At 73.3% G+C, this 12,837-nt stretch carries 11 protein-coding genes; 8 read left to right on the top strand and 3 right to left on the bottom strand.

Features of this window, described 5'->3' with window-relative positions:
• Positions 1 to 28: 28 nt before the first annotated feature.
• On the bottom strand, positions 29 to 1,006 hold the full coding sequence (locus tag KV381_RS21475; protein ID WP_030083180.1) for a DMT family transporter: 978 nt from the start codon (positions 1,004 to 1,006) through the stop codon (positions 29 to 31).
• A 159-nt stretch (positions 1,007 to 1,165) separates the two neighbouring features.
• Between KV381_RS21475 and KV381_RS21470 the strand changes: the two genes are divergently transcribed.
• Entirely contained in the window at positions 1,166 to 2,050 is an 885-nt protein-coding gene (locus tag KV381_RS21470) for a LysR family transcriptional regulator (protein ID WP_030628253.1), read from the top strand.
• An 85-nt stretch (positions 2,051 to 2,135) separates the two neighbouring features.
• Here the strand turns inward: KV381_RS21470 and KV381_RS21465 are convergent, their stop codons facing one another.
• A complete protein-coding gene (locus tag KV381_RS21465) occupies positions 2,136 to 3,161 on the bottom strand; it encodes a helix-turn-helix transcriptional regulator (protein WP_256995244.1) in 1,026 nt (341 codons plus the stop codon).
• Between the two features lie 359 nt (positions 3,162 to 3,520).
• On the opposite strand from KV381_RS21465, the gene KV381_RS21460 reads away from it, so the two are divergent.
• On the top strand, positions 3,521 to 4,015 hold the full coding sequence (locus tag KV381_RS21460) for a hypothetical protein (RefSeq protein WP_030628237.1): 495 nt from the start codon (positions 3,521 to 3,523) through the stop codon (positions 4,013 to 4,015).
• 19 nt (positions 4,016 to 4,034) lie between these two features.
• Here the strand turns inward: KV381_RS21460 and KV381_RS21455 are convergent, their stop codons facing one another.
• Positions 4,035 to 6,938: an FAD-binding and (Fe-S)-binding domain-containing protein gene (locus KV381_RS21455; RefSeq protein ID WP_218786016.1), complete on the bottom strand. Its 2,904-nt coding sequence runs from the start codon at positions 6,936 to 6,938 to the stop codon at positions 4,035 to 4,037.
• Positions 6,939 to 7,226: 288 nt separating this feature from the next.
• On the opposite strand from KV381_RS21455, the gene KV381_RS21450 reads away from it, so the two are divergent.
• The 6 genes from KV381_RS21450 to KV381_RS21425 are packed head-to-tail and all read left to right on the top strand — an operon-like array spanning position 7,227 to position 12,755.
• Complete coding sequence (locus tag KV381_RS21450; protein WP_218786015.1) at positions 7,227 to 8,810, top strand: sensor histidine kinase KdpD; 1,584 nt, start codon at positions 7,227 to 7,229, stop codon at positions 8,808 to 8,810.
• Positions 8,807 to 9,229 (top strand): roadblock/LC7 domain-containing protein, encoded by a 423-nt coding sequence (locus tag KV381_RS21445; RefSeq protein WP_030083168.1) that lies wholly within the window; start codon positions 8,807 to 8,809, stop codon positions 9,227 to 9,229. The genes KV381_RS21450 and KV381_RS21445 overlap by 4 nt, the downstream gene beginning before the upstream one ends.
• Positions 9,226 to 9,597: a DUF742 domain-containing protein gene (locus tag KV381_RS21440; RefSeq protein WP_030083166.1), complete on the top strand. Its 372-nt coding sequence runs from the start codon at positions 9,226 to 9,228 to the stop codon at positions 9,595 to 9,597. The genes KV381_RS21445 and KV381_RS21440 overlap by 4 nt, the downstream gene beginning before the upstream one ends.
• A complete protein-coding gene (locus tag KV381_RS21435) occupies positions 9,578 to 10,267 on the top strand; it encodes an ATP/GTP-binding protein (protein WP_030628229.1) in 690 nt (229 codons plus the stop codon). The genes KV381_RS21440 and KV381_RS21435 overlap by 20 nt, the downstream gene beginning before the upstream one ends.
• Positions 10,264 to 11,526, top strand: a complete 1,263-nt coding sequence (locus tag KV381_RS21430) for a cytochrome P450 (protein WP_030083163.1) — start codon at positions 10,264 to 10,266, stop codon at positions 11,524 to 11,526. The genes KV381_RS21435 and KV381_RS21430 overlap by 4 nt, the downstream gene beginning before the upstream one ends.
• Positions 11,523 to 12,755, top strand: coding sequence for a cytochrome P450 (locus KV381_RS21425; protein WP_030083161.1), 1,233 nt, complete (start codon positions 11,523 to 11,525; stop codon positions 12,753 to 12,755). Before KV381_RS21430 ends, KV381_RS21425 begins: the two co-directional genes overlap by 4 nt.
• The last annotated feature ends 82 nt before the right edge of the window (positions 12,756 to 12,837 follow it).

The following is a 12,837-nucleotide window of genomic DNA, read 5'->3' as shown; positions in this document are numbered from 1 at the left end:
CGGCCCGCACCCCGCCGTCAGGGACGGCTCACGGTTCGCGGCGGCCCGTCCGGCTGCGCACCGCGCCGATGCTGGCCCCGATGACGAGGGCGATGGCGAGGGCGTCCGTCGTGGAGAGTGCCTGGTCCAGGATCAGGAAGCCCGCTCCGGCGGCGATGGCCGGCTCCAGGCTCATCATCACGGCGAACGTGGGCGCGGGCAGCCGGCGCAGGGCCATCAGCTCCAGGGTGTACGGGAGGACCGAGCTGAGGACCGCCACCGCCGCGCCGAGCGCCACGGTGGACGGGACCGTCAGCTTCGCCCCGGACTCGATGATGCCGAGCGGCAGCGAGAGGACCGCGGCGACCACCATCGCCAGCGCGAGCCCGTCCGCCTGCGGGAAGCGGCGGCCGGTGCGGGCGCTGAACACGATGTACGCCGCCCACATCGCCCCGGCCGCCAGGGCGAACGCCGCGCCGAGCGGGTCGAGGCGGTCGAAGCCGCCGCCGCCCAGCAGGACGACGCCGACGAGGGCGAGGCCCGCCCAGAGCGCGTTGATCAGGCGGCGGGAGGCGAACACCGAGAGGGCGAGCGGGCCGAGCACCTCCAGGGTGACGGCGATGCCGAGCGGGATACGGTCCAGCGCCAGGTAGAACAGCGTGTTCATGCCGCCCATCGCGACGCCGAAGGCGAGCACCGTGCCCCAGTCGGCACGCGAGTGGCCGCGCAGCCTGGGCCGGCAGATCACCAGCAGGATCAGCGCGGCGGCGGCCAGCCGCAGGGTGACGACGCCCAGCGCGCCCGCCTTGGGCATCAGGAGCGCCGCGACGGCCGAGCCGAACTGGACGGACAGGCCGCCCGCGACCACCAGCGCGATCGGCACGAGCGCCGCCCGGCGCCCGGCCCCGGTCCGCCCGGCGGCGGGCGCGCCCGTACCGTCCGCACCGGTGCCTTCGAGTGCCGTCGCCGCTTCGGGCACGGCGACGGCTGCGGCGGCCGGTTCGGCGGCGCTGCGCTGGTCGTTCACGGGGACCTTCCAAGGGAACAGGGACACGATGACTCAGTACACTGTAATGGACTGGACGGTACGGGAAGCCGCACTGTGCCGCCAGAGGTTTTCCTTCACCGTAGGGACGCCCGCGCGTTCCGTGAAATACCGATCACGCTCTCGTTATGCTCACCACGCATGAACGAGGGACCTTCCACCGGCCGCCCCGTGGAACTCCGGCATCTGCGGGCCTTCCTCGCGGTCGCCGACGAGCTCAACATCACGCGCGCCGCCGCCCGCCTCCGGCTCACCCAGCCCGCCGTGTCCCGCACCCTCGCGGCGCTGGAACGGCACCTGGGCGTCCGGCTCGTCGACCGTTCCACCCACCACCTCGCCCTGACCCCCGACGGTGTCGCCTTCCGCGACAAGGCCGCCGCCGCGGTCGCCGCCTTCGACGAGGCACTGGCCCCCGGGCGGCTGCGCACCTGGCCGCTGCGGCTCGGCCACGCCTGGTCCGCGTTCGGGCCGTACACCACACCGCTGCTGCGGACCTGGCAGGAGCGCCACCCGGGAACCCCGCTGGAACTCCTGCGGATCGACGACCGCACCGCCGGCCTGACCCGGGGCGAGGTCGATGCGGCGCTGCTGCGGGGGCCCGTGGACGCTCCGGGGCTCGTCACGGAGGTGCTGTTCACCGAGGTCCGGGTGGCGGCGGTGACCGCGGACGGGCCGCTCGCGGGACGCGCCTCGCTCGCCCTCGCGGACCTCGCGGACGGGCCCGTCGTCCTGAACACCGTCTCCGGCACCACGACCGTCGGCCTCTGGCCGCCGCACGCCCGCCCGGCCGCCACCCTCACCGTGGGCAACACAGACGACTGGCTCACCGCCATCGCCGCCGGACGCGGCAGCGGGATCTCCACCGCCTCGACCGCGACCCTGCACCCGCACGCCGGGGTCGCCTACGTCCCGCTCGACGACGCCCCGGGCGTCCCGGTCCTCCTCGCCCGCCGTGACGCCCCCGGCCACCCTGCTCTCCCCCAACTGGCCGCGCTGGCCCGCGAGATCATCGCCCGGGGACCGTAGGCGCGCGACGAGGGCGCGGATCGTCCGGCGGATCGGCCTCGTCGACTCCCGTACGGCACGGGCGCCCCGGCTACGGCCCGGGCGCTCAGCCGGCGACCGGAGTGCCGTGCGGGTGGTCCAGGAGGGCGAGGCCCTTCGGAGTGACGGTGTGCAGCACATGCCGGCCCCGGCGGACGCTCAGGAGCAGGCCCGATCCGCGCAGCACCGCCGTGTGCTGGCTGACGGCGGCCGGGGAGATGCCGAGCCGTCGGGCGAGGTCGCCGGTCGTGCGCCCGTTCACGACGTCCTCCAGGACGGCGGCGCGGGTGCAGCCCATGAGCGCTCCCAGCCCGCCGCCACGACCGTCCGGGCCCTCCGTGCCGTCCGCACCGCAGGACGTGTCCCGGTCCGCCGCCCAGCCGAGGCTGTGCTCGACCGGGTAGACGATGACCGGCGTCAGCTCCTCGCAGGCCAGCGTGATCGGCGTCCGTACGCAGAAGAAGGACGGTTGCAGCAGCAGTCCCCGGCCGTCCAGCCGGAGGTCCTTATCGACGGGGTAGTCGGCCTCCAGCACCGGGGGCCGCCACCGCAGCACCGGACGCAGGCTCTGCAGCAGCGCTTCCGTGCCCCCGCTCAGCACCGCCCGGGCCCGGACCGTCAGATCGGCGTCGAGCTGCTCCCGGATCCGCGGTCCGAACGGCGCCAGCGCCTGCCGGTGGTAGCCGAGCAGCGCCTCTCCCAGCCGGCGCAGGTCCTGCGGTCTCCCGTCGGCGAGCGCCCGGGTGTCGGCGGGCAGCGGCCGTGACCGGGGGCGCGCGGCGGCGAGCCGCCGCAGATCGCCGCGCAGCACGGTCCGGGTGGTGCCGAGCACGGTGTCGACCGCGTGCGGCAGGTCGAGGTCGCCGCGCAGGTCGGGGGTGAGGAAGTCCGGGAAGAAGCCGCGCGGCGGAAGCAAGGGGCCCAGGGGCCGGATGGCCGGGGGCGGCCGGTGCAGGACGCGCCGGCGCCAGTCGCCGAACACCAGCGGCTTCGCCCCGGTGAGCAGGACATGGAAGCTGTTGACGATCTCCCACAGGGGGTCGGGGCCCGTGGCGACGCGGACGCGTGCGATGTCCTCGGTGGTGAAGTGCACCCGCAGCAAGGGGATCTCCTCTGACGACGGTGGTTCACGCGAGGAGACACCCGAGCGCGCCGAAGCGCTGCGGCACGTACGACCCCCCGTGGTCGGACCGGCCCTATCACCCTCGGTTCCCGCCACGACGGCAACAAGAAGAAGTCTCGGAAATGTCCGAAAAGTATGCCCTCGTCGGCACTTCTTCGACGCGCGGACCGCCCTGCCGCCGCTCGTTTAAGCGGGAGCTTCACCGTGTGGCGCGGACCGCGCCCACGCCGACACCTTGGATGGCGTACGGGGCACGGGGAAGCACCGACGCTCCCGTACCCACCGGCGTGCGGAGCCCGCGCGCCGTCGTCCACCAGGGGGATTCACACATGCGCAAGCACCGTTCGACCATCGGCGCCCTCGGCGCCCTGTCCATCGTGCTGCTGGCACCGTTCGTCGGCACCGCCCAGGCCGCCGCACCCGCCGACCGGGGTGCGGGCGAGCAGATCCTGACCGCCCCGGCCGCGCCCGAGGGCGCGGAGACCGCGACCGCCCGGGGAGCGGCCGCCGTGGCGCCGACCCTCTCACCCGGCGCCGACTACCAGCACGTGGCGCCCGGCGGCACCTTCGGCTGCAAGGCCGGCAACCTCTGCGCGTCGGTCTGGGACCCGACCAAGTCGAAGTGGAAGATCTACTTCCTCTACACCTGCAACCGGTACTACCTCTCCAACTGGGAGGGAACCGGCCAGTACTGGAACAGGCAGACGGGCACACCGACGTCGACCTTCTACGGCCAGAGCGGCAACACGATCAAGAGCTTCAAGCCGTTCTCCGGGAAGCGCGACCAGAGCTGGTCCCCCGTCTGGTCCATCCGTAACTGCTGATCACACCGGATCGGCCGCCTCACACGCCGGGCTCCAGCTCCTCCGCGATCACCTCCGCGAGGTGCCGGGCCCGGCGTCCGGCGAGCTGGTCCAGCTGGGTGCGGCAGGAGAAGCCGTCGGCGAGGAGTTCCGTACCGGGCTCCGCTTCCCTTACGGCGGGGAGCAGTTGCTCCTCCGCGCAGGCGGCGGACACCTCCCAGTGGCCTTTCTCGAAGCCGAAGTTCCCGGCCAGTCCGCAGCACCCGCCACTGAGTTCGCCGGTCAGACCGAGCCGTTCGCGCAGTCGGCGTTCCGCCGCGTCGCCGAGGACCGCGTGCTGGTGGCAGTGCGTCTGTCCGGCGGCCGGCCGGTCCAGGCGGGGCGGCGTCCAGTCGGGGGCGTACTCCTCCAGGTACTGGGCGAACGTCCTCACGGAAGCGGCTAGTTCGGCGGCGCGCGGATCGTCGGGAAGGAGCTCGGGCAGATCGGTGCGGAGCGTCGCCGCGCAGCTCGGCTCCAGGACGACGAGCGGGTGGCCGGGGAAGAGGCCGAGCCGGTCCAGGGTGCGGCGCATCACGCGGCGGGCCGCGTCGAGCTGGCCGGTCGACACATAGGTGAGGCCGCAGCACAGTCCGGGGACGGGCGGCAGCACCGTACGCCCCGTCGCCTCCTCCAGCACCCGCACGGCCGCCCGGCCCACCTGCGGTGACAGGTGCTCGGTGAAAGTGTCCGCCCAGAGGGCCACCACCCGGTCCGAGGAGAGGATGTGCGTCCCGCCGCCCTGGTGGCGGCGCAGCCAGCGGCTGTACGTCTCCGTCGCCAGGACCGGGATCGTGCGCTCGGGCGCGATCCCGGCCAGCCGTTTCGCGAGCGCGGCGAGCGGCCGCAGCCGGGCCAGGGCGTTGAGCGGGCGGGCGAACGGGGCGGCCGGCCGCAGCCACCGCGGGAGGCGGCCCATCGCGTAGTGGGCGGCGGGCCTGAGCCTGCCCTTGTAGTGGTGGTGCAGGAACTCCGCCTTGTACGTGGCCATGTCGACGCCCACCGGGCAGTCGCTGCGGCAGCCCTTGCAGGAGAGGCAGAGGTCGAGCGCGTCCCGCACCTCCGTGCTCCGCCAGCCGTCCGTGATGACCTCGCCCGCCAGCATCTCGTGCAGCAGCCGGGCCCGGCCCCGGGTCGAGTGGGCCTCCTCGCCGGTCGCCCGGAAGGACGGGCACATGACGCCCGCGCCGCCCGCCTTCTCCGTACGGCACTTGGCGACGCCGACGCAGCGGCGGACCGCGCCCGCGAAGTCGCCGCCGTCCTGCGGGTAGCCGAACTCCACGTCCACCGGGCGTTTCGGCAGGACCGCGAAGCGCAGGTTCTCGTCGAGGCGGGCCGGGCGGGCGAGGATGCCCGGGTTCAGGCCGCCGGACGGGTCCCACAGGTCCTTGAACTGCCCGAACAGAGCGACGAGTTCGTCTCCGTACATCCGGGGCAGCAGTTCCGCGCGCGCCTGGCCGTCGCCGTGTTCGCCGCTGAGGGAGCCGCCGTGCGCGACGACGAGGTCGGCCGTCTCCTCGGAGAACCGGCGGAAACGGGCCACTCCCTCCGGGCTGATCAGGTCGAAGTCGATGCGGACGTGGATGCAGCCGTCGCCGAAGTGGCCGTACGGGGTGCCGCGCAGGCCGTGTTCGGCGAGCAGCACCCGGAAGTCGCGGAGGTACGCGCCGAGCCGGGCGGGCGGCACCGCGCAGTCCTCCCAGCCGGGCCAGGCCTCACTGCCGTCGGGCGTCCGGGTCGCGGTGCCGGCGGCGTCCTCGCGGATCCGCCACAGGGCCCGCTGCCCGGCCGGGTCCGTGACGACCGTGCCGTCCACGGCGTCGGCGGCCCGCAGGACGCGTTCGGCGTGCGCTCTCGCCTCGGCCGGAGTGTCGCCGCCGGTCTCGACGAACAGCCAGGCGGCCCCGCCCGGCAGCCCGGCCGCCTCCCGTACGAGGTCGGCGGCCATGCCCTCGACGGTGAGCGGGCCGTACGGAAGGAGGCCCGGGGCGGCGTCGGCGGCGGCGGACTCGTCGGCGTATCCGAGGACGGCCAGGGCACGGGCGCGCGGGGCCTCGACCAGGCGCACGGTGGCCTCGGTGACGACGCCGAGGGTGCCCTCGCTGCCGCAGAAGGCCCGGACCGGGTCGGGGCCGCCGGGGTGTTCGGGGAGCAGGGCGTCGAGCGCGTAGCCGGAGATGCGGCGCGGGAGGTCGGGGTAGCCGGTGCGGAGGAGGGCGAGGTGGGAGGCGATCAGTTCGGTGACGCCTTCGGGGCCGTGGGCCGTCGCCCCGCGCGTACCCCGGGCGCCTTCGGGGCGCGCCCCGCTCCCCTGCTCCAGACGCAGCGCCTCGCCGCCGTAGCGGACCACCGACAGCGCCCGCACGTTGTCCGCCGTGGTGCCCCAGGCCACCGAGTGCGCGCCGCAGGAGTTGTTGCCGATCATTCCGCCGAGGGTGCAGCGGCTGTGGGTGGAGGGGTCGGGGCCGAAGGTCAGGCCGTGGGGTGCGGCGGCGGCCCGCAGGTCGTCCAGGATCACTCCGGGCTGGACGACGGCGGTGCGGGTGGCGGGGTCCAGGTCGAGGACCGTGCGCAGATGGCGGGTCAGATCGAGGACGAGGCCGGTGCCGGTGGCCTGTCCGGCGATGGGCGTGCCGCCGCCGCGCGCCACCACCGGCACCCCGTGCTCCCGGCACACGGCCAGGGCGGCGGCGATGTCCTCGGCGTCGCGCGGGGCGAGCACGCCGAGCGGGACACGGCGGTGGTTGGAGGCGTCCATGGTCGTCAACGCCCGTGCGGTGGCGCCGAAGTCGCTCGTGCCGCGTACGGCGGAGCGGAGCGCGGCGACGAAATCCGGGGAAGCGGCAGGGGAAGCCGGGGAGGCGGCGGGGGAAGGTCCGGTACGCGGTCGATGCTGTTCGGCCATTCCTTCAGCATGCCGTCGGCACAGGTGAACTCTTGGGATCCGCGCGGACGAAAGTGGGTAAGCCGCACAAAAAAGCCCACAAGATCTTCCCAAACAGACCGTCAAGTCTCCTATAGTGACCAAGACTTGCGCAGGAACTATCAGCTCCAGTTGTGCATGATCGCCCGCACCCGTACCGAACTGTCCTGAATTCGACTGGTCGGTTTCGCTCGATCCGCACTGCCCGCACGACCCGTACCGCACGCACCGCCCCATGCCACCCGCACCGTCCGCCACCGAGGACTCCGATTGCGCCCCTCACACCGGCCCACCGCACTCGCCCTGCTGATCTCGGCAGCCGCAACCGGCACGCTGACCCTGTGGGGCGTCGCCGCGGCCCCCGAAACGGTACGGACTCCGCTGGCCTGGGGCGCGGGCGCGGCCGCCGTGCTGCTGAGCGTCTGCGTGGCCGTCACCGTCCACACCCTGGGGACCGCGCGGACGCTGCGCGCCCTGCGGGCCGCCGACGCCCAGCGGTTCACCTCCGAGACCTCGCGGCTGGTCTCCTCCTCCGCCGTCGAGGCCCAGCGCTTCACCGCGGAGACGGCCAGGATCAAGGGCGCCGCCTCCGCCGAGACCGCTCGGGTCGCCGCCGAGGCCCGTGCCGAGAACGAGCGGATCGCCGCGGACGCCGCCGCCGAGCAGGCCCGGCTCCAGGTCACCGTGGACCGGCTGACCGCCCGCGCCACCCGCGCCGAGACCGAGCGCTCCGCGGCCGTCGCCGCCTGCGCCAACGCGGCGGGGCGGATGCAGGCCCTGGCCACCAGCATGCTGGCCGACCTCCGCGAGATGGAGCACCGGCACTCCGACGAGTCCGTGCTCGGGGACCTGCTCCACCTGGACCACCGCACCGCCCAGGCGGGCCGCCTCGCCGACTCCATCGCCGTGCTGACCGGGGCCCGTTCCGGGCGGCGCTGGGCCAAGCCGATCGTCATGGAGTCGATCCTGCGCGGCGCGATGGGCCGGATCGGCAGCTACCAGCGGGTCCGGCTGCACTCCACCAGCGACGTCGCCATCGCCGGCCACGCGGCCGAGGGCGTCATGCACGCGCTCGCCGAACTGCTCGACAACGCGGCCAACTTCTCGCCGCCCACCGCCGAGGTCCATGTGTACGTGGAGGAGGTCCCGGCGGGCATCGTCATCACCGTCGAGGACAGCGGGCTCGTGATGAGCGAGGTGCAGCTGCGCCGTGCGGAGCGGGCCGTCTCGGCCGAGAACCAGGACCTCACCAACCTCTCCGGCACCCGCCTCGGACTCGCCGTCGTCGGCCGGCTGGCCCGTAAGCACGGCCTGACCGTCTCCTTCCGCCCGTCCGCCCGGGGCGGCACCGGCGCGCTGATGATGCTCCCGCAGGAGCTGATCTCCCGCGCGACCGCACCGGCCGCGGCGGCAGCCCCGACGGCGACGGCGGCGATCCCGGCCCAGACGAGCCCGGACCGGGCCGGCACCACCGCGCCGGCCACCGCCACCGCCTCCACACCCGCCGAGCCGGAGCCCTCGCACGCCTCGGCCGCCGGAACGGACACCTCCGACGCCGCCCCCACGGCCCGGAGCCTCGCCGAGGACGACGCCTCCACGCCCCCGACCCCGGTCGCGGAGTCGGAGTCGGAGTCCACCGGCGCCGTGCCCGCGTTCGGCGAGAGCGGCCTGCCCAAGCGCCGCCGCGGCCGCACCCTGGCCGCCGCCGAAGCCCGTACCGGCAACGCCACCCCCGGCGGAGCCGACACCCCCCGGGCCCGTACCACCGACCCGAAGGTCCAGGCCGCGCGCTTCAGCACCTTCAGCAAGGCGGTACGTGCCAACTCCCCGCACCCGGAAGGCAACACCCGATGACCGCGACCACCGACGAGAAGCTCAACTGGCTGCTGGAGGGGCTGCTCGACCGCACCCCCGGTACCCGTCACGCCCTCGTCCTGTCCCGCGACGGCCTCAAGCTGTGCCGCACCCCCGAGCTCTCCGTCGACCAGGCCGACCAGCTGGCCGCGATCTCCGCCGGGATCCAGAGCCTGTCGCACGGGGCCTCCGTCGAGTTCGGCGACGGCACCGGCGGCGTACGGTCCGCGATGGCCGAGTTCTACGGTGGCGTGCTGTTCATCGTCGAGGCGGGGGCCGGGGCCCACCTGGCCGTCGTCGCCGACGAGGACTCCGACGTCGGCCTCGTCGGCCACAACATGAGCGAGCTCGTCGAGCAGCTCGGTGAGCACCTGGTCGCCCCGCCGCGCTCACCCGTGGCAGAGAGTTCGGCCGTATGACGACGGCACCCCGCCCCCGACCGGGCCGCGACGACGATCCGGACCGGCTGTACACCCTCACCGGGGGACGCAGCCGTTCCGACTCCGCCGCCTTCGACCTGGTGACGCTCGTCGTCGCCGAGTGCGATCCGGCCCCCGGGATGCAGTCCGAGCACGTCGCGATCCTGCGGATGTGCCAGGGCCCCACCGCCGTCGTCGAGATAGCCGCGAACCTGAACCTGCCGGTCAGCATCGTCCGCATCATGCTGTGCGACCTGCTCGACACCGGCCGGATCAGCGCCCGCCACCCCCGTACAGCCCGAGTCGCGGACCGGCTCCCCGACCCCGACATCCTGGAACAGGTGCTCGTTGGACTCCGCAACCTCTGACCGCGCCGCCCTGAGCGCGACGGCCGACAACGGACTCAAGATCGTTGTCGTCGGCGGCTTCGGGGTCGGCAAGACCACCATGGTCCGATCCGTGAGCGAGATCCGTCCGCTCAACACGGAGGAGACCATGACCCGCGCGGGCGAGGCCGTCGACGACCTCGACGGCGTCCAGGCCAAGACGTCCACCACGGTGGCGTTCGACTTCGGCCGGATCACGCTCGACGAACGCTCCGTGCTGTACCTCTTCGGCGCGCCCGGACAGGAGCGCTTCTGGTTCCTGTGGGACCGGCTGTTCTCCGGCACGCTCGGCGCGGTCGTCCTCGTCGACACCCGCCGGCTCGCCGACTCCTGGTACGCCATCGACCGCCTGGAGCACCACGGCACCCCGTTCATCGTGGCGTGCAACGACTTCGGCGGCCCGCTCCACAGCGAGCAGCAGATCCGCGAGGCCCTGGACCTCTCGGAGGACGTGCCGCTGGTGGAGTGCGACGCCCGCGACCGGTCCTCCAGCAAGTACGTGCTCATCACGCTCGTCGAGCACCTCGCCGCGCTCTCCGCCGCCCGCCTCCAGGCCACCGGAACGACCGCCGCCGGAACGTCTGCCTCCGCGGCGGCCGCTCCCGCGGCGGCCCTGGCGGCGGCCGGCCCGACCCCGGAGTCCGCCCCGTGACCACTGTCTCCGGCTGCCCCGTCACCCACACGTCCGTACCCCTGTCCGGGCCCCGCTTCCAGATCGACCCGGTCCAGCTCTACCGGGACCTGCGACGCGAACACGGGGCCATCGCCCCGGTCGTGCTGGACGGCGACGTGCCCGCCTGGCTCGTCCTCGGCTACCGCGAGCTGCACCAGGTCACCGGCGACCCGGTCCTCTTCAGCCGGGACTCCGACCTGTGGAACCAGTGGGACCGCATCCCGGACGACTGGCCGCTGCTGCCGATGATCGGGCGCAAGCAGAACTCGATCCTCTACACCGTCGGCGAGCGCCACAGCGTCCGCGCCATGATGATCAGCAACGCGCTGGAGGGCGTCGACCCGTTCTCCCTGAAGCGGTACGCGGAGGAGTTCGCGGACGAGCTGATCGACCGGTTCTGCACCAAGGGCTCGGTCGACATCATCGCGGAGTACGCCAAGCTGCTGCCCGCGCTCGTGCTGGCCAGGATCTACGGCTATCCGGAGGAGGTCATCCGCCCGTTGGTCGGCTCGATCAACGACATCACGGACGGGCTGGAGCGGGCCATCGCGGGTTCCCAGCACCTGGGTGAGGCCACGTTCCAGCTGCTGGCCGAGAAGCACGCGACGCCGGGTGACGACGTCGTCAGCCGCATGATCGCCGACGAGGGCGGGTTCACCGACGAGGAGATCGTCCAGGACCTGATGGTCATGATCGTCGCCGGCCACCAGCCGACCGCCGACTGGATGGGCAACTCCCTGCGCCTGATGCTCACCGACGACCGGTTCGCCGCCTCGCTCTCGGGCGGCCGGCACAGCGTCGCCGAGGCGATGAACGAGGTTCTCTGGGAGGACACCCCGACGCAGAACGTGGCGGGCCGCTGGGCCGTCCGCGACACCCACATCGGCGGCCGCCACGTCCGCGCCGGCGATCTGCTGCTCCTCGGCCTGGCCGCTGCCAACGGCGACCCGCAGGTGCGCACCGACGGCTCCGCTCTGACCGGCGGCAACAACGCCTTCCTCTCCTTCGGCCACGGCGAGCACCGCTGCCCGTTCCCGGCCCAGGAGACCGCCGAGGTCATCGCCCGTACCGGCGTCGAGGTCCTGCTCGACCGGCTGCCGGACGTGGACCTCGCCGTCCCCGCCGAGCAGCTCACCCGCCGCCCGTCACCGTGGCTGCGCGGTCTGACGGACCTGCCGGTGACCTTCACGCCCACGCCCGCCCTCGGCAGACCCGGAACCTTCGGAGGCCCCGCATGACCCGCATCGCGCTCGACCCCTTCGTCAGAGACCTCGACGGCGAGAGCGCCGCGCTGCGGGCCGCCGGTCCGCTGGCCGAGGTGGAACTGCCGGGCGGTGTACACGTGTACGCGGTCACCCGCCACGCGGAGGCCCGCGCGCTGCTCACCGACAGCCGGGTGGTCAAGGACATCAACGTCTGGGGCGCGTGGCAGCGCGGCGAGATACCGATGGACTGGCCACTGATCGGCCTGGCCAACCCGGGCCGCTCGATGCTGACGGTCGACGGGGCCGACCACCGCAGGCTCCGTACGCTGGTGGCGCAGGCGCTCACCGTGAAGCGGGTCGAGCGGCTGCGGGCAGGGATCGAGGCGCTGACGAACGCGAGCCTGGAGAAGCTGGCGGCCCTCCCGGCCGGGGACCCGGTGGACCTGAAGGCGGAGTTCGCCTATCCCCTCCCCATGAACGTCATCAGCGAGCTGATGGGCGTGGACGCGGCGGACCACCCGCGGCTGAAGGAACTGTTCGAGAAGTTCTTCTCGACACAGACCCCGCCGGAGGAGTTCGTCCAGCTGATGACCGATCTCGACATCCTCTTCCGGAGGATCATCGAGGACAAGCGGACGAACCCCGGCGACGACCTCACCAGTGCGCTGATCGCCGCCTCCGAGAACGGTGACCACCTCACCGACGAGGAGATCCTCAACACCCTGCAGCTGATCATCGCCGCCGGACACGAGACCACCATCAGCCTGATCGTGAACGCGGTGAGGGCCCTCCAGACCCACCCCGAGCAGCGCAAGAAGGTGCTGAACGGGGAGATCGGGTGGGACGGCGTGATCGAGGAGACGCTGCGCTGGAACACCCCGACCTCGCACGTCCTGATCCGCTTCGCGACGGAGGACATCGAGGTCGGCGACAAGGTCCTGCCGAAGGGCGAAGCACTGATCGTCTCGTTCGCGGCCCTGGGCCGGGACGAGCGGCAGCACGGCCCGACGGCGGGCGAGTTCGACGCCACCCGCACCCCGAACCGCCACATCGCCTTCGGCCACGGCCCGCACGTCTGCCCGGGCGCGGCGCTGTCCCGCCTGGAGGCGGGCATCGCGCTCCCCGCCCTCTACGAGCGCTTCCCGGATCTGGACCTGGCGGTCCCGGCGTCCGAGCTGCGCAACAAGCCGATCGTGACGCAGAACGATCTGTACGAGCTGCCGGTGGAGCTGGGCTGCCCGTTCGGCGGCGACAAGAAGTAGCCCCCGCGCACGCGGTCCACGGGCCGGAGCACACGTCTCCGGGTGACGTCCACGGGCCGGAGCACACGTCTCATCGGACGGA

The organism is Streptomyces sp. WY228, from assembly GCF_019287315.1.
Classification (GTDB): Bacteria; Actinomycetota; Actinomycetes; order Streptomycetales; family Streptomycetaceae; genus Streptomyces; species Streptomyces caviscabies.
The sequence above is the reverse complement of the archived record's forward strand: the minus strand, read 5'-3'. Positions and strand labels throughout refer to the sequence as shown.